At 72.3% G+C, this 19,816-nt stretch carries 19 protein-coding genes; 6 read left to right on the top strand and 13 right to left on the bottom strand.

All coding sequences use genetic code 11. From position 1 onward, the window contains the following. Nucleotides 1–14: 14 nt before the first annotated feature. The 5 genes from EV383_RS12305 to EV383_RS12285 all read right to left on the bottom strand — a co-directional run bounded on the left by EV383_RS12305 (nucleotide 15) and on the right by EV383_RS12285 (nucleotide 6,913). Nucleotides 15–2,357, bottom strand: a complete 2,343-nt coding sequence (locus EV383_RS12305) for a penicillin-binding protein (protein WP_242623046.1) — start codon at nucleotides 2,355–2,357, stop codon at nucleotides 15–17. Nucleotides 2,358–2,619: 262 nt separating this feature from the next. Further along, the gene (locus tag EV383_RS12300) at nucleotides 2,620–4,665 is read right to left on the bottom strand and encodes a cytochrome c oxidase assembly protein (protein WP_130290037.1); all 2,046 of its coding nucleotides are present in this window, start codon (nucleotides 4,663–4,665) and stop codon (nucleotides 2,620–2,622) included. Then, the gene (locus EV383_RS12295) at nucleotides 4,662–5,462 is read right to left on the bottom strand and encodes a cytochrome c biogenesis CcdA family protein (RefSeq protein ID WP_130290036.1); all 801 of its coding nucleotides are present in this window, start codon (nucleotides 5,460–5,462) and stop codon (nucleotides 4,662–4,664) included. The genes EV383_RS12300 and EV383_RS12295 overlap by 4 nt, the downstream gene beginning before the upstream one ends. Further along, nucleotides 5,459–6,061: a TlpA family protein disulfide reductase gene (locus EV383_RS12290; RefSeq protein ID WP_242623045.1), complete on the bottom strand. Its 603-nt coding sequence runs from the start codon at nucleotides 6,059–6,061 to the stop codon at nucleotides 5,459–5,461. The genes EV383_RS12295 and EV383_RS12290 overlap by 4 nt, the downstream gene beginning before the upstream one ends. 396 nt (nucleotides 6,062–6,457) lie before the next feature. Continuing rightward, on the bottom strand, nucleotides 6,458–6,913 hold the full coding sequence (locus EV383_RS12285) for a hypothetical protein (protein ID WP_130290034.1): 456 nt from the start codon (nucleotides 6,911–6,913) through the stop codon (nucleotides 6,458–6,460). A gap of 276 nt (nucleotides 6,914–7,189) precedes the next feature. Here EV383_RS12285 and EV383_RS12280 point away from each other — a divergent pair, with 276 nt between their 5' ends. After that, the gene (locus EV383_RS12280) at nucleotides 7,190–7,747 is read left to right on the top strand and encodes a L,D-transpeptidase (RefSeq protein ID WP_130290033.1); all 558 of its coding nucleotides are present in this window, start codon (nucleotides 7,190–7,192) and stop codon (nucleotides 7,745–7,747) included. Nucleotides 7,748–7,756: 9 nt separating this feature from the next. On the opposite strand, the gene lnt is transcribed toward EV383_RS12280, so the two are convergent. From lnt to EV383_RS12260, 4 genes are all read right to left on the bottom strand, one after another. Continuing rightward, nucleotides 7,757–9,304, bottom strand: a complete 1,548-nt coding sequence (lnt, locus tag EV383_RS12275) for an apolipoprotein N-acyltransferase (RefSeq protein ID WP_130290032.1) — start codon at nucleotides 9,302–9,304, stop codon at nucleotides 7,757–7,759. Continuing rightward, nucleotides 9,301–10,245: a cation diffusion facilitator family transporter gene (locus EV383_RS12270; protein ID WP_130290031.1), complete on the bottom strand. Its 945-nt coding sequence runs from the start codon at nucleotides 10,243–10,245 to the stop codon at nucleotides 9,301–9,303. Before EV383_RS12270 ends, lnt begins: the two co-directional genes overlap by 4 nt. Before the next feature lie 196 nt (nucleotides 10,246–10,441). Beyond that, on the bottom strand, nucleotides 10,442–11,089 hold the full coding sequence (locus tag EV383_RS12265; protein ID WP_130290030.1) for a vitamin K epoxide reductase family protein: 648 nt from the start codon (nucleotides 11,087–11,089) through the stop codon (nucleotides 10,442–10,444). A gap of 5 nt (nucleotides 11,090–11,094) precedes the next feature. After that, nucleotides 11,095–11,799: a DsbA family protein gene (locus tag EV383_RS12260; protein ID WP_242623044.1), complete on the bottom strand. Its 705-nt coding sequence runs from the start codon at nucleotides 11,797–11,799 to the stop codon at nucleotides 11,095–11,097. Between the two features lie 803 nt (nucleotides 11,800–12,602). Here EV383_RS12260 and EV383_RS12255 point away from each other — a divergent pair. Both EV383_RS12255 and EV383_RS12250 read left to right on the top strand, forming a co-directional pair. Next, the gene (locus EV383_RS12255; protein WP_130290029.1) at nucleotides 12,603–12,983 is read left to right on the top strand and encodes an ArsR/SmtB family transcription factor; all 381 of its coding nucleotides are present in this window, start codon (nucleotides 12,603–12,605) and stop codon (nucleotides 12,981–12,983) included. Next, nucleotides 12,976–15,156: a heavy metal translocating P-type ATPase gene (locus EV383_RS12250; RefSeq protein WP_130290028.1), complete on the top strand. Its 2,181-nt coding sequence runs from the start codon at nucleotides 12,976–12,978 to the stop codon at nucleotides 15,154–15,156. Before EV383_RS12255 ends, EV383_RS12250 begins: the two co-directional genes overlap by 8 nt. Nucleotides 15,157–15,170: 14 nt before the next feature. On the opposite strand, the gene EV383_RS12245 is transcribed toward EV383_RS12250, so the two are convergent. Continuing rightward, nucleotides 15,171–15,389 carry a heavy-metal-associated domain-containing protein gene (locus EV383_RS12245; RefSeq protein ID WP_130290027.1) on the bottom strand — a complete coding sequence of 73 codons (219 nt, stop codon included), beginning with the start codon at nucleotides 15,387–15,389 and terminating at the stop codon, nucleotides 15,171–15,173. Between the two features lie 23 nt (nucleotides 15,390–15,412). Further along, nucleotides 15,413–16,480: a sulfite exporter TauE/SafE family protein gene (locus EV383_RS12240; RefSeq protein WP_130290026.1), complete on the bottom strand. Its 1,068-nt coding sequence runs from the start codon at nucleotides 16,478–16,480 to the stop codon at nucleotides 15,413–15,415. A gap of 217 nt (nucleotides 16,481–16,697) precedes the next feature. Here EV383_RS12240 and EV383_RS12235 point away from each other — a divergent pair, with 217 nt between their 5' ends. The 3 genes from EV383_RS12235 (at nucleotide 16,698) to EV383_RS12225 (ending at nucleotide 18,490) form a co-directional block, all read left to right on the top strand. Continuing rightward, on the top strand, nucleotides 16,698–17,111 hold the full coding sequence (locus EV383_RS12235; protein ID WP_130290025.1) for a BlaI/MecI/CopY family transcriptional regulator: 414 nt from the start codon (nucleotides 16,698–16,700) through the stop codon (nucleotides 17,109–17,111). A 35-nt stretch (nucleotides 17,112–17,146) separates the two neighbouring features. Next, the gene (locus EV383_RS12230) at nucleotides 17,147–17,938 is read left to right on the top strand and encodes a M56 family metallopeptidase (RefSeq protein WP_130290024.1); all 792 of its coding nucleotides are present in this window, start codon (nucleotides 17,147–17,149) and stop codon (nucleotides 17,936–17,938) included. Between the two features lie 108 nt (nucleotides 17,939–18,046). Then, complete coding sequence (locus EV383_RS12225) at nucleotides 18,047–18,490, top strand: MerR family transcriptional regulator (RefSeq protein ID WP_130290023.1); 444 nt, start codon at nucleotides 18,047–18,049, stop codon at nucleotides 18,488–18,490. Between the two features lie 50 nt (nucleotides 18,491–18,540). On the opposite strand, the gene EV383_RS12220 is transcribed toward EV383_RS12225, so the two are convergent. Together EV383_RS12220 and EV383_RS12215 are read right to left on the bottom strand one after the other, a co-directional pair. Then, nucleotides 18,541–18,879, bottom strand: a complete 339-nt coding sequence (locus tag EV383_RS12220; RefSeq protein WP_130290022.1) for a four-helix bundle copper-binding protein — start codon at nucleotides 18,877–18,879, stop codon at nucleotides 18,541–18,543. Nucleotides 18,880–19,064: 185 nt separating this feature from the next. Then, the gene (locus EV383_RS12215; RefSeq protein WP_130290021.1) at nucleotides 19,065–19,658 is read right to left on the bottom strand and encodes a DUF305 domain-containing protein; all 594 of its coding nucleotides are present in this window, start codon (nucleotides 19,656–19,658) and stop codon (nucleotides 19,065–19,067) included. Nucleotides 19,659–19,816: the final 158 nt, after the last annotated feature.

The raw sequence follows: 19,816 nt of genomic DNA, 5'->3' as shown, positions 1-19,816 counted from the left end.
GTGCCGGCTCCCCCTCAGCCCCCACCCGGCGTTGCTGCGTCAGCAGAGGACGGTATCGGCGGGGGCGGGGGCACGGTCCCGGAGCTGATCTGGAGCGAGACCTGCTCGCCCGGCAGCGCGGCGCCGCGCGGGGTCTGCCCCACGACGGTGCCCGCGGTCGCGCGGTTGTCCACCTCGCGGGTGGTCACCGCCCAGCCGGCGTCCTGCAGCTCGGAGCGGGCGTCGTCGACGTCGGAGCCGACCACGTCCGGGATCCGGGACTCGGCACCGCCCTCGAGGAATCGGGCCTCAGAAGCAGGTAGCGGGGATGGCGGCGTGCCCTCGACGAGTGGTTTCACCGCGCCGTACCAGGTCTCGGCCGGGGTCTTGCCTCCGAAGATGTTGCCGTCGCTGCAGGCGAAGGGAGTGCCCCCGCTGTCGCACAGGGGTTGAGGGGAGCTGGAGTTGTCGAAAGTGACGACTGCGCCGGCCATCTCCGGGATGGCACCGAGAAAGGTGGCGGACTTGTTCTGCTGGGTGGTCCCCGTCTTCCCCGCCATGGGTCTGTTCCAGCTGACCTGGCGCGCGGCATTCGCGGAGGTGCCGCTGATGTCGTCCTTGCTCAGGCCGTTGACCAGCGTGTTCGCCAGGCCCGGGTCGACCGCCTGGGCGCAGGGCTCCTCGGTGATCGGCACCGGCTTGCCGGACGCGTCGGTGATCGCGTCGATCGGCGTCGGCGGGCACCACTTGCCCTGGCTGTAGAGCGTCGCGCCCACGTTGGCCAGCTCCAGCACGCTGGTCGGCGTGACGCCCAGGGTGAACGACGCCAGCTTCTGCGCCTTGGTCACCTCGGCGATCGAGCGGTCCGTGCGCTCGCCGGTGTTGGGGTCGGTGAACTTCGTCGTGGCCAGCGACTTCAGGCCCAGCCGCACCGACATGTCCACCACGTCCGGGACGCCGGTGAACTCCTCGAGCTTGATGAACGCCGTGTTCGGCGACGTCGCCAGCGCGTCGGTCATCGACATGTTGGGCGGGTAGGTGCCGGAGTTCGCGACCGGGATCGGGCGCCCGCTGCCGTCGACGTAGATCGGCGACGCGTAGCCCGACGCCGGGACCTGCATGTTGTAGTTGATGCCCAGACCCTTCTCCAGCGCGGTGGCCGCGGTGAAGATCTTGTAGACCGAGCCCGCGCCGAGGTTGACCGGCTGGTACGGCAGGCCGTAGCTGGTCTCCTCCTCGTCGGCGTTCAGACCGAACGTGCGGCTGGCGCCCATCGCGAGCACCCGGTGCTTCTCCTGGCCCGGCTGCACCAGCGACATCACGTTCGCGACGTTGGGGGTGTCCGGGGGGACCTCGCGGTCCAGCGACGCCTTGACCTGGGTCATCGCGTTGCGGTCCAGCGTGGTCTTGATCGTGTAGCCGCCGCGGTTGATCTGCTCCAGGGAGAACCCGGCCTCGGTCAGGTACTGCACGACGTACTTGCAGAAGAAGCCCATGTCGCCGGCGCCGTTGCAGCCGTTCGGCACGCTGACCAGCGGGTTCGCCACGCCCAGCGACGACGCGGCGGCCTGCCGCGCCTGGGCGTCGTCGATCATGCCCTGGTCGCGCATCTGCGCGATGACGAGGTTGCGCCGGTCGGTGGCGGTCTTCGGGTTCTGGATCGGGTCGAACTGGGTGGTGCTGCGGACCATCCCGGCCAGCAGCGCCGCCTGCGGCACCGTCAGCTTGTCCGGGGTGGTGTTGAAGTAGGTGCGCGACGCGGCCGCGACGCCGTAGGACCCGTTGCCCAGGAAGACGATGTTGAGGTAGCGGTTGAGGATCTCGTCCTTGCTCAGCTGGCGCTCCAGCTGCAGGGCGATCCGCGCCTCCTTGAGCTTGCGCGCCGGGGTCTGCTCGGTGGCCTTGAGCCGCTCGGCCTCGGTCTGCGCGTCGACGTAGAGCATGTAGTTCTTGACGTACTGCTGGGTCAGCGTGGAGGCGCCCTGCACCGTCTCCCCGGACGCCGAGTTCGCGACGACCGCGCGCAGCGTGCCCTGCCAGTCGACGCCCTGGTGGTCGTAGAACCGGCGGTCCTCGATGGCCAGGATCGCGGCCTTCATCGACGGCGCGATCTGCTCGTTGGTGACGTTGGTGCGGTTCTGGTCGAACAGGTACGCGATCGGCGCCCCGGCCGAGTCGGTCACCGTCGTGGTCAGCGGCGCGTCGGTGCCGACCAGGTCCGCGGAGCTCGAGCTCACGCTGTCCCCGGCCTCGTTGGACAGGACGCCGAGACCGGCCGCGACGGGGAACGCCATGCCGGCGAACACCACACCGGCGAGGACGCAGAGCCCGACGAGGGTGGCGATCAGGCGCGCGACACGATGATCCGACAACGACACATTTCGATCGTATCGGTCATAGAGAATGAAGCGGCGGAAACAGAACCTGCCTACCGGCGGCGCCACGCGCCGCCTCACCCCCACGACGGACCTGCCGGCGGCCCCGGCCAGCCCGTCCGCTTCCGATGGTCCCGCAGTGCTGGCGCGCCGCCGCAGTGGCGGGCCGGTGGGGTCCTCGCCCGAGGGGTCTCCCACGGGCAGGTGACCGACCCGCCTCCCGGCAGGCCTCGGTCCACCCCGTCCCCGGACCACCCCGAGCCGTTCACCGGTTCGACCGCGGTGCGTCTCCCGCCCCGGGTGGGGGTGGTGACCCCGCAATGTCCGAGGCGACCGCACCCCGGTCGGCGCCGTCGAGGCGTCGGGCGGGCCAGTCTGCCGAGCGCACGGTCAGTCCCGACCGTTCCGGTGCTGCGAGCCGGGCGTAGTCACCAGCGTCGGGGCTCTGCTCGCCGTGCCGGGTCCAGCGCCGGATCAGCACCACCACCGCGGCCAGCACCGCCGCCTCGCCGATCACCCACGCCGCGATCGCACCGGCCCGCTGGTCGGCGAGAAGATCGGGGACGAACAGCAACGCCAGTGCCGCGTAGAACCGCTCCCCCACCGGGGTCGAACGGGACAGCATCCAGACCGCGAAGCCGGCATGCACCGCCATCACGGCGAACACCGTGGCGATGCCGGCAAGCGGGGGCAGCGGCGGGCCGGGCGGGGAGTGCCCGAGCAGGACCCAGAACAGCAGCAGGCCCGCCCCGAGCGCAACGGCGTCCATCAGCGGGTGCGACCAGTGCTCGACCACGATCGTGTCGAACAGCCCGGTGGCGTAGAGCCCGAACACCGAGACCGCGGTGATCACCCACACCGCGACCGGCTGCGCCGCGAGGCGCAGCGGCGGCGCGTCGCGCAAGCTCACCAACCGTGCCCGCACACCCGGCCGGCACACCCGCAGCGCCAGCGTCACCCCGTGCCCGCAGACCAGCAGCAGCGGCGCGACCGCCCCGAGCAGCATGTGCGCGGTCATGTGGACGCTGAACACCGCGGTGGCGTAGGTGCCGATACCCGACGACGTCGCGATGAGCACCACCGCGCATCCGGCGAGCCAGCACACGGTGCGCCGCAGCGGCCACCCCTGCCCGGCCCGGCGCAGCCGTCGCACCGCGAGCAGGTACCCCGCGGCGGCGAGTGCCGCCAGCGGCGCGTAGAGCAGGTCGATCCGCCACCGCAGCAACAGCTCCAGGCCCTGTGCGGGCCCGGGCAGCTCGTAGCCGAGCAGATACACCAACCGGCTCGCGTCAGCCCCGTCCTCGAGCGGGGCGATCAAGCGCGAGAGGACCGTACCCAGGACCGCCGCGCCCACCAGCAACACCAGCTCCGTGGCGATCCACCACCCCCGGTGGATCCGCGGCGCTGCGGCGCTACGGCGCGGCCGGGTCCGCGTGAGCACGCCCCCCAGCGCCGCGGACAGGATCAGGGAGGCGACGACGATCAGGCCGAACCCGGAACCGAGCAGGTCCCCCGGCCGCACCGACAACAGCGTCGGCGCGACCGCGGAGAGCACCAGCACCACCAGCGAGCCGGAGGCGATGCGCCGGTGGCGGCGCAGCACGACCGCCGCGATCGCGGGCGCGGACGGGAGGCGGGTCACGACGGCGATCGTGCTCCCGAGCCAGAGCACCGCGGCCACCGTGTGCAGGGTCAGCGCATCCCCGGACCAGTCATGCGCCTCCTCCGAGACCCCGGCTGCGGTCATCGGCGGAGCGACGACCCCGGCCAGCATCACCAACAACAGCGCCACCGAACCCCGCCAGGACAGGATCAGCCCGGACGCGGCGGCGACGACGACCGCGGCGCACGCCAGCAGGAACCAGCCGGTCGCCGGTTCCACGGCGGCGACCGCGCTAGCCAGGATGTCGGGGCGGGCCACGAGCTGCCCGACGCCGAGCCCGACGTTCTCGGCGGCGACGAGCATCGCCACCACCAACGAGGCCGCGGCCAGCAGCAGCGACCACGGGCGGGCCGCCAGCAGCCCGCCGTAGCCGATCCCGCTGACCGGACCGCGGGCCTCGCCGGGGACCAGCACCGCGGCGAGCAGCAGGTTGCCCACCACAGCCGACGCGGCGATGACCGCGACGGTGCGGGCGGCGGGCAGACCGGCGTCGACGACCGTGCCCAGGTCGGGGAACCCGAACATGACCGCCAGGCTCGGGGTGGTCGCATCGAGGACGAGGCCGACGGCCGTCGCGACCAGCACGGCCGCGCCTACGATCGACCACGCCCGAGCCCGGGGCGTCATCGCCTTGACCACGGTGCTCACAGCGGGAGGGTGTAGCCGGCGATCGGTCCGCGCATCCAGGCGATCGCGCTGCCCCACAGCCCGGTGAGCAGGAGGACACCGAGCACGATCAGGCAGATCCCGCCGGCGATCTGCACGCCGCGGATGTGGCGGCGCAGCCAGCCGGTCGATCGCACCGCCCATCCCGCGCCGAGTGCGAGCAGGACGAAGGGCAGCCCGAGCCCGGCGCAGTAGGCCAATACCAGTACCAGACCCCGCACCGCGACCGGGCCGACATCGGTACCCGAGGCCAGCGCGATCACCCCGGCCAGGGTCGGGCCCAGGCACGGGGTCCACCCCAGTCCGTACACCGCGCCGAGCACGGGCGCACCGAACAGCGTGCCCCCGGCCCTGCCCTGGATCCGGCGGGTGTCGCGCTGCAGGGCGGGGAACGCGCCGAGGAACACCAGGCCCATCACGATCGTCACGACACCGCCGATGCGCTGGAGCAGGATCTCGTTGGCGAAGACCAGGTCGGTCAGCCCCAGCACCAGCAGTACCCCGGCGGTGAAGACCACCGTGAACCCTGCGACGAACAGCGCCGCCGCCCCCGCCAGCCGCCACCGTTCCCGGAGCGGCGGCGCGACCGTGTCCACCGCGCCGCCCCCGGACGTGGGGACCGCCTCGGTCCGGGTACCGGCCAGACCGGCCAGGTAGGCCAGGTAGCCGGGTACCAGCGGCAACGAGCACGGGGAGGCGAACGAGAGGACCCCCGCGGCCACGGCGAGCAGCACCGCCACGACCAGCGGCCCCGACATCGCGATCTCGGTGATGTTCACGACGGCCCCTGACCCGCCGGCGCAGCCCCGGTGGGCGCCTGTTCGGCGGCCACCCGTTGTACCACCGCGATGAGTTCGGAGAAGCGGATCGCGGTGAGGTAGACCGCGGCGACCCGGTGCCGGCGGTCCAGGACGATGGTCGACGGGACGGTGTTGCGGGGGAAGCCGTCGAGTGCGAGCAGCGAGCGCCCGGCCTGGTCGAAGATCGACGGGTAGGTGATCCCGCGTGAGGTGATGAAGTCCCGGGCCGCGGCCCGCTCGTCGCGCACGTCGATGCCCAGCACCGTCACCCCGCGGGGAGCCATCTGCTCCTGGATCAGCTGCAGGTCGGGCATCTCCGCCCGGCACGGCCCGCACCAGGCACCCCAGATGTTGAGCACGACGACCTGGCCCCGGAAGTCCTGCAACCCGATCGTCTTCGCCGGGTCGAACAGGTCGGGCCCGGCCAGCCCGCGAACCTGTCCCCGCGAGTCGGGCGGGTCGTAGAAGATCCGCGGCTGACCACCGGGCGCGGTGAAGGTGAACTCCTTGATCGAGCTCGGGGCGTTGCCGTCGGTGGAGTTGGCGCACCCCGAGAGCAGAGCCGAGACCGCGAGCAACGCCAGGGCGGCACGCAGGGCGGGGCCCGTGCGGCACCGGCGAGTCCCGGGCGGTGCCCCGTCCGCGTCGCGACGGGCCCGGGGACGTGGACCGCCCCCGCGGTCGGCGCCGGTTGCGACCGGCGAGGTGCCCGGTCGGGAGGTTCTCAGGGTGCGGCATCGCGGGATGGTGGCCCGTTGCCGGCCGCGGGATCGGATCATCAGAGGTCGGGTCCTCTCGGACGGCCGTGGAAGGACGGCCGGTGGTGCGCGCACGCGGTGCCGGACGTGCTGAGCACCGCGGTCGACGTCGGGACAGGAGCCGGCACGCCGCGACGGCGCGCTCCGGCAGGACGCATCAGAGGCTGGCGCCGCGACGGACCCCGGCGGGCCCACCTCGGTGTCAGCGCAGGCGGATCAGCTTCTGTCCACGCACAGCGACACGCGGTCGACCGCCGAACCCGGGTCCGGTGGCCCAGTGCGGGATGACCCGCTGGGCCACGTAGCCAGACCGGGCACGGCCACCGGGTCCGCCGAGGCGAGCCGGGGATCACCGTTGTCGGTGTCCGGTGCGCGCAGGGCCGTCATCGACGACAGGGAGTCCATTGCCCGGTCGTGCGAGGCGGGACAGACCGGGGCGGGCGGAAGGCCGCCGACGTCCCCGCCCGGCGCGGCCTCGGTACCGGAGATCTCGGTCCCGGAGATCTGGGCCGCGGCGACCTGCGGGACCGCCGCGACCTCAGCGACGACGCCGGTGCCGAGAGACGCGCGGGACACCGGGCCCTCGTGACCGGCCCCCCGGTCGCACAGACCGATCAGCAGGGCGAGCCCGCTCAGAGCGGACGCGACGACGACCAGGAGCCCCCGACTCACCGACGTTGCCCTCCCCGACGCTCGCGCAGCCACGCGCCGCCGCTCAGCGCGCGGCGCAGACCCCATCATGCCGCGCGTGTCCCGCCCTCACCCGCCCGGGCACCCGCCACGGTCGGCGCCCGCTTCGGCTGCCCGTGTGGCGCGTCCCTGCCCGTGCCGCGCGCACAGGTTGCCGCTTCCGGACAACCTTCCCGTTCCTCGCACGTCTGACGTTACGGATCGTGTGAACTTTCGTTACACACGGTAGGGGTGACGAAATCGGAAGGTGGAGTACGGATGCGGAAGTCGACGGCCCGGGGGTCCTGGTCGAGGCGGGTCGCGGTAGCCGCCCTGGTGGCGGCCGGCGGGATCGGTCTCGCGGGAACAGCACTGGCCGACGTCGAGCAGAGCACGGTCGCGCAGCAGGCGCACGCCGAGGCTGTCGTCCCGGGTACCCCCTGTTCGGTCTCGACGCGGGCGTGTGTGGACCTGGAGTCGCAGCGGGCCTGGCTGGTCCGGGACGGGAAGGTCGTCCGCGGGCCGGTCCCGATCGCCTCCGGCGGCGCCGGGCAGGAGACGCCCCTGGGTCACTCGTTCCGGGTGTACCGCAAGAACAAGGACCACAAGAGCGGGGAGTTCACCGGGCCGGACGGCAACCCCGCCGCCATGCCCTTCTCGGTGTTCTTCGCCGACGGTGGCGTGGCCTTCCACGGCGGTGACCGCGACCGCGCCTCGGCCGGCTGCGTCAAGCTCGACCTGCCGGAGGCGGAGGCGTTCTTCACCGACCTGGTCGAGGGGGACAAGGTCCAGGTCGTCAACGCCTCCACCGAGCAGCGGGCGCGAACCGCGAGCTGACCGGGACGTTCACCGCCGCTGCCGGCGCAGCACCGCGCCCGCCACCGCGAGCACCGCCGTCGCGACCAGCACCCACTCCGCCACCGCTCCGTAGCGCAACGCCGGAGTGAGATCACTGCGCAGCGGCACCCGCTCGACAAGCGCGGCGGGCTCGAACATCGCGGTGCCGGACCGGACCGTCCCGTCGGGCAGGATCACCGCGCTGACCCCGCTGGTGGTCGGGACGACGGTGCTGCGGCCGAACTCCACCGACCGGACCCGGTCGATGGCGAGCTGCTGGTAAGTCATCCCGGTCCGGCCGAAGGTGGCGTTGTTGCTGGGGACCGCGAGCATCTGCGCGCCGGAGCGGACGCTGTCCCGGACCAGGTCGTCGAAGATCACCTCATAGCAGGTGGCGATCCCGACGGCGACGCCCGCCATCGGCACCACGCCGTCCCCGCTGCCGGGAACGAAGTCGCTGGAGCGATCGACGAGCGGGCTGAACAACCGGAAGAAGTCCTTGTAGGGCATGTACTCGCCGAAGGGCTGCAGGCGTCGCTTGTCGTGGATCTCCCCCGGACCGGACTCCGGGCTCCAGGCGACCATGGTGTTCGTCGGTGGCCCGTCCGGCGGGTTCAGCACCGCACCGACCAGGACCGGTACCCCGATCGCCCGTACGGCCCGGTCGACCGCGGCGCGGGCGTCGGGACTGCGCAGCGGGTCGACGTCGGCGGAGTTCTCCGGCCACAACACCAGGTCCGGGCGCGGGACCCGGCCCGCGGCGACGTCGGCGGCGAGCTTCTCGGTCCGCCGCGCGTGGTTGTCGAGAACGGTACGGCGCTGGGCGTTGAAGTCGAGCCCGGCCCGCGGGACGTTGCCCTGCACCGCGGCCACCACCACACTCGCGGTGCCGGGCGGCGTCGTCACCGCCACCACCGGGGCCACGACGGTGATCACGATCGGGACGAGCAGCACCGCCGCGGCGGGTAGCCGGGTGTCCGCCCGCAGCACCGCGCGGGCCAGCCCGGGCAGCGCGAACCCGGTCAGAGCGACCACGAAGCCGAGCAGCGCGACCCCGCCCAGCGCCGCCACCGGTGTGAACACGCCCTCGGGCTGGGAGAAGCCCGTCCGGCCCCACGGGAACCCGTCGAAGGGCACACGGCCGCGCGGTGCCTCCGCCGCGACCCACACCGCCGCGGCACCGACGGGCCACCACCACCGATCCGGCAACGCCCCGACCGCGGCGCCGGCGAGCGCGACGAAGAGTGCCTGCAGGGTCGCCAACGCCAGCCACGGGACGGGGCCGACGAACTCGCCGGTCCAGGACAGCAACGGCACGAAGAACGCGACCCCGGTGACCATTCCCAGACCGGCCCCGGCCCGGGCCCCGCGGCCGCGCCAGGCGGCCCCGATCACCACGAACGCCACCGGTGCGAGCCACCACCATCCCCGCGGCGGGAAGCTGAGGAACAGCAGCAGCCCGCCGCCCGCCGCGCCGGCGGTGGCCGTGGCCGCGGCCGTGGCGGCCCGTCCGCCGATCGCGGTGCCCGCCGTGCCGCGGGCCGTCGTCGATCTCACCCGGAGGCGCCCGGACCGAGCGCGGGCTCACCGCGATGTGCGGGGTCGTCACCCGCGGAGTCCTCACCGTGGGCCACCGGTTCGACCTGCACGGTCGAGCGGGTCACACCGACGCCGGCCAGCGCCGCGCGGACCTGGTCGAGGACGGGGTGGATCCGGTCGTCGGAGGTGACCAGGACATGCACTGTCGCGGCCTCCATCCCGGAGGTGATGGTCCAGATGTGCAGGTCGTGGACGTCGGCGACGCCGTCGATCGCACGCAGGTCGCGTTCGACCGCGTCGACGTCGACCTCCGGAGGTGCCACCTCCATCAGGATCCGCAGCGCGTGCCGCATCAGCACGTACGTGCGGGGCAGGATGAACAGCCCGATCGCCGCGGCGATGATCGTGTCGGCGTAGAACCAGCCGGTCAGCCACACGATCAGGGCGGCCACGATCACACCGATCGAGCCGATCATGTCGGCCATGACCTCGAGGTAGGCGCCTTTGACGTTGAGGCTCTCCCGCGCGTCACCGGCCAGCAGGCGCATGCTCACGATGTTGACGATCAGGCCGAAGACCGCGGCGATGAGCACGGGCACCCCGGAGACCTCGGCCGGGTCCGCGATCCGCCGGATCGCCTCGACGAAGACGTAAGCGGCTGCGGCGAAGAGCAGGATGCCGTTGAGGACCGCCGCGAGGACCTCGAGGCGATAGTTGCCGAACGTGCGCTGCGAGGCCGCCGGGCGGCGGGCCAGCAGCATCGCCGCCAGTGCGAGGCCCAGCCCCAGCACGTCGGTCCCCATGTGTGCGGCATCGGAGAGCAGCGCCAGCGATCCGCTGGTCAGGCCCACGACGACCTGGACGACCATGTAGGACGCCGTCAGCGCGAGTGCGATGGTCAGGCCCCGGGTCCGTCCGCTCCCCGCACTCGCCGCCCCATGCCCATGCCCATGACCCATCACCGAGCTCCTATCAATACATGCGAATGTATGCATGAATGATACGCAGGGCTCGGCCCGACCGGACACCCTGTTGTGGACGGCGGCACACCGACATCGGCTGCGGCAGGCATGGAGGCGTCGGACCCGCACGCCGCCGCGGCCAGGACGGTGGCGGCGGCAACCGCCGACGCCACCGCCCGGAGCGCCTGCCTTCTCACGGCAGCGCGCTGGTCCAGAAGTCCCAGAACCGCTGCAGGATGATCGCCAACACCGCGAGGAACCAGACGGTCAACGGGATGGCGTGCAGGCTCAGCAGCCGCCTGACCCCCCGCCGGGCCCCGGCCGGCAACCGATCGGACACGGCGTCGAGGTTGCGCAGGGTGACGTACCAGAAGATCGGCATCGTCACCGCCCACACCGCCATGCAGTACGGGCACAGCGCGCCGATCAGGTAGACGCTCTGCCCGATCAGCCAGTGCACGAACCCGGCGCCGAAGACCACCCCCACCTGCAGACCGGCCCAGTACCAGCCCTGCAGCCGTGCGCCGGAGAGCAGCACCGCCCCGGTGGTGACGACGGCCGCGAAACCCACGATCCCGATCAGCGAGTTCGGGAACCCGAACGCGGACGCCTGCGCCGTCGCCATCACCGACCCGCAGCTGAGCACCGGGTTGATGCTGCAGCTGGGCTCGTAGGAGGGGTCGGCGATGAGCTCGATCTTCTCGACGGTGAGCACGAACGCGGCGAGCAGGCCGATTCCGCCTCCGACCATGAGCAGCCAGGGCAGCACGCGGCGGAACGGACCGTCCGGACCGAGGTCCGGCTCGGCGGGATCGGGACGCCGTTCGACGAGGTCGGTCATGCCGGTCAGCTCGCTGCGAGGGCGTCGTCGAGGGCTTTCGTGAGGTCGTCGAAGGAGCGCGGCTCCAGCTTCTGTCCGTTGACGAAGAACGTCGGCGTCCCCTCGACGCCGAGAGCCAGTCCGTCCTCGCGGTCGGCCTTGACCCGCTCCAGGGTCGCCGGGTCGTTGTACACCCGGTCGAAGCGGGCCATGTCGAGACCGAGCTGCTGGGCGTATCCGCGGAACCGACCGTCGAGTGGGACCTGCTGCTCCCCCCACTCCTTCTGAGTGTCGTACATCATCTTGTACATCGGTTCGAACTTGCCCTGCTGGGCGGCGGCCTCGACGGCCCGGGCCGAACGCTCGGCGTTGAAGTGGCTGGGCACCGGGAAGTAGCGCACGACGAAGTTGACCCGGTCGCCGTACTGCTCGCGCAACTGCTCGATCGCCGGATAGACGGCTCCACAGGCCTCGCACTCGAAATCGAGGAACTCGACGAAGTTCACCGTCGCCCCGGGCGGGGAGGACAGCCGGTGGCTGTTGTCGCGGGTGGCGATCGACGCCGCCTCGGCGGGGTTGTCCGCGGAGTCCCCGCCGAAGCGGGTCATGGCGAACAGACCTCCCACGGCGACGACGAACACGGCGACGATGATCAGTGAGAACTTCACGTTGGACATCTTCTTGCGCTCGGGCAGGGCCGGAGCGGGTCGTTTACCGGTGGTCGGAGACATGGCGGGCCCTTCGGGGCTAGGCGGCGCGCGCACTCTCGGCGCACGCGACCGCGGGTCATCGGGGACTGGGGAAGACCGCACCGTGGCGGCCCGAGCCGGCGGGCCGCATCGCAACTGCTGGCGCGGCCGGCCCGATCAGTTCCGATCGACGCAGAGAACCGCGACGGGCTCGCGTTCGCCGGGCAGCGGCACCGGGCCCGACACCGAGACGGGCACGCGCAGCGGCTCAGGGCGTTCCGGGGTCAGACAGCGAGATGCCGGGGCCGGTGCCGCGTCGATCCGCGGCGCGTCCGATGCGCGCACCCCCACGTCGTCGACCGCATGCCCGTCGGACGGGAGGTGATGGCAGGGGTGCCCGGCCGTGCAGCCGTCCGGGCCCGCGGAGCCCGGGGCCGACCACGTCGCGGCGGTCGGGGTCTCGGTCTCCGGGGGGCAGCCGACACAGTCGTCGGCGCCGGCGACCGTGGCGACGGAGACTGCAGTCGCCTCCGCAGTCCGGGCGTGGCAGGCGAGCAGAGGCCCGAGAGCGGTGTGACTGAGCAGCGCCAGCAACAGCACGAGCACAGGGACGCCCGAGCGGTAGACCGGACGCCGTCCTCGCACGGGCACCGTCTCCTCATCCGGTCACAGCGACATTCTGGACAAAGTGACTCTAGCGGGGGCGGATCAAGCGTCCACGGGCCCCGCCGCACGCCGCGCCGGAGGGGCGACCCGGAGCAGCCCCGAACTCTTCCTCCCCCGGCGATCGGGCCCACAGCACGGCCCTCTCGACCAAACATATCAATAGACGTAGTGTCGTTGCTGTGACAGCCGACGCGTGCGACCTGCTCTGCCTGGACCTTCCCCACGCCGAGCGGATCCGCGCGGCGCTACCGAGCACCGCGCGGGTCGAACCGGCCTCCGGCCTGGCCCGCGGGCTCGGCGACCCGACTCGCCTGCGGATCGCCGCCGCGGTCCTCGACGGCGACGAGCTCTGCGTCTGCGACACCGCGTGGATCGTCGGGGCGTCGCAGGGCCTGGTGTCGCACCACCTGCGCCAGCTCCGCATCGCCGGTGTCGTGACCTCACGCAAAGACGGCCGGATGGTGCTCTACCGGCTCTCCGCGCGGGGCCGCGCGCTGCTCTCGGTCCTGTTCGACCTCGACAACTCCGACACCATCACTCAAGGAGCCGACCGTGTCTGACGCCTGCTGCGGCACCGAGCCCGCAAACGACGTGGCGGCCGACACCGAGGGGCCCGTCCGCCTCTGGCAGGTCCGGGAGCTGCAGATGGCCGCGGTCGCCGCGGTGCTGCTCGCGGTCGCCTGGCTGACCGACCTCGCCGCCGGCACGCCGACACTGCTGGTCGCCGGCATCGAGCTGGCCGCAGCCGTGACCGCGGCGTCGACGTTCGTCCCGGGCGCAGTGCGCAACCTGCGCCACGGCCGGATCGGTGTCGGCACCTTGATGACGATCGCCGCCATCGGCGCCGTCGCACTCGGCCAGATCGCCGAGGCCGCCCTGCTCGGCATCCTGTTCTCGATCGCCGAGGGCCTCGAGCACTGGGCGGTGACGAAGACCCGGCGCGGCCTGCGCGCACTGCTCGGACTGGTCCCCCCGACCGCCTCGATCGTGCGCAACGGCCAGGAGTCCACCGTCTCCCCCGACGACCTGGTCGTCGGCGACGTACTGATCCTGCGGCCCGGTGAGCGCGCCGCCACCGACGGCACCATCCGAACCGGCCGCACCAGCCTCGACACCTCGGCGATCACCGGCGAGTCCGTCCCCGTCGAGGCCGGCCCCGGCGACGCCCTCTACGCCGGCACGATCAACGGCGGCGGCGCCATCGAGGTCGAGGTCACCGCTCCCGCCTCCAACAGCTCGCTGGCCCGGATCGTGCACATCGTCGAACGGGCCCAGGAACGCAAGGGCACCGGCCAGCGCCTCGCGGACCGCATCGCTCGGCCACTCGTCCCGGCGATCATGGTCCTGGCCGTCCTGATCGCCGGCATCGGGGCACTCCTCGGCGACCCGATGCTCTGGCTCGAACGCGCCCTGGTCGTGCTCGTCGCGGCATCGCCGTGCGCGCTGGCCATCTCGGTCCCGCTCACCGTCGTCGCCGCGATCGGTGCCTCCAGCCGGCACGGTGCGCTGGTCAAGGGCGGCGCCGCGCTCGAGGAACTCGGCCGGATCCGCGCCGTCGCCCTCGACAAGACCGGCACCCTCACCCGCAACAAGCCCGAGGTGATCGACGTCATCGCCGCGCCCGGCGAGGACCGCGCCGACGTCCTGGCCACCGCCGCGGCCCTGGAGTCCCGCAGCGAGCACCCGCTCGCCCGCGCCGTTCTCGCCGCAGCGGAGGACCCGCTGTGGTCGATCACGGTGCAGCCCGCCGATGACGTCACCGCCGTCGCCGGGCACGGCCTCACCGGCACCCGCGACGGGACCGATCTGCGGCTGGGCAAGCCCGGCTGGGTGAATGCCGGACCGCTCGCCGATAGCGTCGCCCGACTGCAGGGCGAGGGCGCCACGGTCGTGCTGCTCGAGCGCGGCGGCGCGCTGCTCGGTGCGCTCGCCGTCCGTGACGAGCTCCGGCCCGAGGCACCCGAGGCGGTCCGCCGGATGCGTGAGCTCGGCATCGAGGTCGCCATGCTCACCGGCGACAACCAGCGCACCGCAGCCACGCTCGGCGAGCAGGCCGGGATCGACGTCGTACACGCCGAGCTGCGGCCCGAGGACAAGGCCGACCTGCTCGCCACGATCGCGCGCGGCCGCCGTATCGCCATGGTCGGCGACGGCGTCAACGACGCCCCCGCTCTGGCCACGGCCGACGTCGGGATCGCCATGGGCGCCATGGGCACCGACGTGGCCATCGAGACCGCCGACGTCGCACTGATGGGCGAGGACCTGCGCCACCTCCCGCAGAACCTGGCACATGCCCGGCGCGCCCGCACGATCATGCTGCAGAACGTCGGCTTCTCGCTGCTGATCATCGGCAGTCTGATCCCGCTCGCCGCGTTCGGCGTCCTGGGCCTGGCCACCGTCGTCGTGATCCACGAGGCGGCGGAGGTGCTGGTCATCCTCAACGCGGTCCGGGCGGCGCGCACACGGACCCTTCCCGGTCTCACCACGGCACCGACGACCTCGGGCCGGGTCCACGTCACCGTGGAGGCCGCACCGGAGTTCGAGGACGCATGCTGTGCACCGGCACCTCCGAAAGCCGGGAGCCAGACAGAGATGACCACCACCCCGTCCTCCGCCGACCCTCGCACGGCGTCCGCCGACGGACCGGATCCGACCGGATGCGACGGCGGCTGCGCCTGTTGCGGCCCCGGGGCGGCTGTGCCCCCGGTGCACCAGACGCGCGGACGCCGCTGAGTGCCGGCGTGCGGTCATCCGACGGCCGGTTCGGCCCGGTAACCCAGCTCCTCGATCGCCGCGATGATCTCGAATTCGGCGGTGCGGTGGTCGTGGGTGACGGTGCTGCGTCCGGCTCTCGTCGACGTCCGGCTGTCGATCACGCCGGGCAGGCCGGCGAGGGCGTCGTCGATGAGCAGGGCGCAGCTGCCGCAGTGCATTCCCCGGACGGTGAGCTGCAGCGTGCTGGACATGACGGCCTCCGGGTTCCCGATGGTCAGCTGGCGGTGATGGTTCCGGTGTACATGCCCATCCCGCAGGCGTAGGCGAGGGTCCCGGGCGCGAGGGTGCCGAGGTCGATGCGGGTCCGGCCACTGGCCGGCAGGATCTGCTGCACCCCGATCGCGGCGATGGTGAAGGACCGGACACAGCCTGCGGGCTGGTCGGAGTCGATGACCAGAGTGGTCGGGAGGCCGGCCCTGGCTTGTGTCAGCGCGGGCGTGTAACCCTCGGAGGTCGCACTGATCGCCACGGTCTGGCGGCCATCGGCCACCGTCGCGGCCGGCGGCGCGGGCGCGGGCCCGGCGACGGCAGCCATCACCCGGCTGGCGGCCACGGGGGAACCCGCGAGCTCGAGGCCGCCGTTGAGGGTGAGCAGGCCCGTGACGACCACGACCGCGCCGGTGGCGAGGGCGAGCCGACCGCGCCAGGCTGTGGCGGCCTTGCGGGCCGCATAGCCCAGCACCGCGAACAGCGGGCTGGTGCCGATCACGAACACGGCCATGGTCGCGGCGCCGGCCAGGGCAGAGCCGGAGGTGAGTGCGAGGGCCTCGACGGAGAGTGTTACTCCGCACGGGATCAGGACCGAGGCCAGCCCGAGGAGCCCGGGAGCGAAGACGGCCTGCGAGCGGGCGCTGCGCAGCACCAGCCGACGCAAGGCCTGCGGGGGTTCGATGGTGATGCGGCGCAGTCCGGGCACCCCGAGCTGCGCGAGTCCGAAGATCACGACGGCCGTTCCGGCGACCATCTGCAGGGCAGCACTCGTGCCGACGGTCGGTTGGACGACACTGCCCAGGGCACCGAGCAACCCACCCAGAACCGTGTGCGAGACGAGTTTGCCGGTGAGGAATCCGCCCACCGGGAACAGGTCGTCGATCACGGCCTGCCACCGCGTCGAGGGCGCCGCCGTGGAGCAGGAAGTGGTGGACCGAGTGCTGCCGGGCAGCGTGGCCGAGGTGACCGCGCGTTGGCGGGTGATCAACCCGGCAAGCAGGCCGCCCTGGACGGCTGCGCAGGTCACCCCGCCGGCCAGAAGGCCGGTGAGCAGCACGGCGGTGAGGTTCACGGGGACTGTTCTCCTCGAACGGCGGTGGGGGGAGCAACCGGATGGGAGGGCCGGTTCCGATCGGGGCCGGGCGCACCCTTGCCGACGGCGGCGCCGATCAGCTCGGTGCGAGCGCGCGTCCGGCACCTATCAACTACCGGCCGATAGTACATACTGGCGCGGTTGGTAGCTTGGGGCGGTGCATCGGAAGGACGGCACAGTCGATCGAGAGGTGCGGATGCCCACGAACGGTCAGGGGGCCGAGCCCCCAGGACTCGAGCAGGCGCTTGCCGTCCTCGGCCCGCTGGAGTCGCGGATCATGCGCGCGGTGTGGACCGGACGGGTGACCGCGCCGTTCACCGTGCACCACGTGCACGACCTGCTGCCGGAGCTGGCCTACACCACCGTGCTGACCACGATGCGGCGTCTGGCCGACAAGCAACTGCTGCACGCGAGCGCCACCGTAGGACGCCGGTCACACCACTACCGGCCGATCGGGGATCCCGTGACCTTCGTGGCGGCGGAGAGCGAGCGCGAGGCCGCTGCCGTGGTCGAGCGCTACGGCGACGCCGCGCTCGCCGCGTTCGCGCTGCGCCTGGACGAGTTGAGCCCCGAGCAGCGCGATGCGCTGCATCGCCTGCGACGCTCGTGACCGCGCACGAGAGTCTCCGCCGCGGTTCGTTTCGTGTGAGTGCCGCGATCCTCGCCGTGCTGTCCGGAGTGACGCTGTCGTGGTGGGCCGGTGCCCTCGCCCGCCTCGCCGCCTCGGGCTGCGGGCAGATGTCGATCTGGGCGTGCACAGCGGACGCGGCCCCCGCCGCCGCGGCCGCTCTGGTCACCACGGTGGCGGCACGTGCGGCCTGGCTCGGGATCGCAGCGGCCCGTCGCGTCGACGCCTTGCCCCGGATCCCCGTTCCGTCGGCGGTCGCAGCAACGACTGTCAGGGCCGCGCGCGTCGTCTGTCTGGACACCGGTGACCGACTCGCTTTCTGCGCCGGTCTCTGGCGCCCCCGCCTATACGTGTCGCGCGGTGCGGTAGAGCGTCTCGCCGCCGACGAGCTCGCGGCCGTGCTCGCACACGAAGAAGCCCACCTCCAGCGCCGCGACCCGCTCCGCGGGCTCCTGCGGCGAGCGGGCGCCGACGTCCTGTTCTTCGCGCCGCTGGCCCGCCACTGGGACCACCGCCGCCGCCTGCGCGCCGAGCTGGCCGCGGATCGCGCCGCGGTCCGGCGCACCGGTGTGCCCGCGCTGGCCGGGGCGCTGCTGAGCATGGTCGCGACCGCACCGGCGGAGACGGCCGCGTTCGGCCCGGCTACCGGCTCTGCGTTGGACGCACGGATCGCCGTACTCACCGACACGGCCGCGCCTGCCGACCCGATCCCGGTCGGTACCAGCGTCGTCTCCCTGGTCGGGTCACTGGCGACCGCAGCCGTCGTCCTGTGCCTGGCGCCGCTGGCCCTCGCGCTCGGCCTGCCGTAGGACCCTCGGGGCGCGGTGTCAGACGGGTGCAGCGGACGATCCCGGTCGAGAACGTCCGGGCGATGAGGGGGTTGGCGCGATGGGCCGTAACAGGAAGGAAGATCGGGAATGAGCGACGACGGGTCGGTGAGCATCGGGCAGGCCGCGGCGCGATCCGGAGTGAGTGCCAAGGCGATCCGGCTCTACGAGGCCCGGGGCCTCCTGCCCACGACCGCGCGCACCGCGACCGGACACCGGGTCTTCGATGCGGGGGATCTCGAAGTGCTGAACTTCATCACCCGCGCCAAGTCTGCGGGCCTGCGTCTGAGTGAGATCAAGACGGTGCTCGAGATACAGCGCGCAGGCCGGGCCCCGTGCGGACACGTCCTTGGACTTCTCGACGACCGGGTCGCCGAGATCGACTCGACGATGCGGAGCCTGTCGACCCTGCGGCAGCGGATCATCGAGCTGCGGGATCGGACCGACCGAGGTCTAGAGCAGTCCGGGCTGTGTTCGATCCTCTCGGCCGCCGATCCTTCCGACGGACTCGACGACGACGGCCGAGCCCGGTAGCGGGGTGGAGCACCGCTCGTGCAGCGCTCCACCCCGGCGCGATCAGACGATCACACGCTCTCGGCGATGGCGCGGCACTGGCGGGCGCACTCACGGCACGCCTGCGCGCAGGCACGGCAGTGGTCGGCGTCGTTCTGCTCGCAGAGATCGGCGCAGGCATCGCAGACCTCCGCACACAACGCGGCCACCTTCGGCGCCAGCGCCGAGCCCCGTGCCAGCAGGGTTCCGAGCAGCGTGCAGACTGCCGCGCAGTCCACACACATCCGGCCGCAGTCGGTACGCCCGGCCGGCAGGCAGCAGTTGTAGTGGCAGGCCTCGCAGGACTCCCGGCACCTGGTACATGCATCCAGAGCCGCCTGGTAACGCTGCTCCACCATGGTCGCAGCCATAGAGGTCTCCTCGCGCTCGTTATTCCGATCCACAGGCCCGGGTCGGGCCCGCCATGTCATGAATAGCCCCTTGCCCCGGGGGAAGGGCAAATGCCGAGAAGCGGACGGATCGCCGACTGGCCGGATCTCGGTGTGTGTACTACCGGTGGGGCCGCGGGGAGTCCGCGGCCCCACCAGCGACGAGGTCAGCCGAGGAGGTCCCGCATCTCGGTGATCTCAGCCTGCTGCGCGTCGATGATCTGCTGCGCCAGGGCCTTCGCCTGCGGGTTGATGCCCGTCGCGAGTTCGGCCCTGGCCATCTGCACGGCGCCCTCGCGGTGGGCGGTCATCATCTGGACGAACATGCGGTCGAACTCGGCGCCAGATGCCCGCCCGAGCTGCGCCATCTCTTGCCCGGACATCATCCCCTGCATGCCGCCCACGGCCCCGGACTCCGGTGCGCCCCAGGCGGTGAGGAAGCTCTGCATCTGTTCGATCTCTGGCCCCTGGGCCTGCTCGACCCGGGTGGCGAGATCCTTGACCCCGTCGCCCGCACGGTCATCGGCGAGTCTCGACATCTCCACTGCCTGCTTGTGATGGGGGATCATCCCCTGGGCGAAGGCGATGTCGGCGGCATTGTGCTGAGCCGAGTCCTGCTGCGCGCCATGCGAGGCCGCCGAACTCGCAGCGGGCTGCTGTTGACCGGCTGCCGTATCCGGGGAGTCTCCGGAGCCGCAGGCGGACAGGACGAGGGCAGCGGTGAGCGACGTGGCGGCGAGCGCCACGTTCTTGATCTTCATGGTGGATGAGCTCCAGTCGTGACGGAACGTTGTGATCGGCTGTGCTCCAGCGCTCTCCTGCGCTGGGGGCCGATCAGTTCCGCATCACGCAGAGCTGGGCGAGTCGTCTCGAGACCGGGGGCGGGCGGGCCACCGACATTCCCTGCGCCCACCGTCGG

Origin of the sequence: Pseudonocardia sediminis (assembly GCF_004217185.1) — a bacterium.
Classification (GTDB): Bacteria; Actinomycetota; Actinomycetes; order Mycobacteriales; family Pseudonocardiaceae; genus Pseudonocardia; species Pseudonocardia sediminis.
Note: the sequence above shows the minus strand (reverse complement) of the source record. Positions and strands in the feature narration are given on the sequence as shown.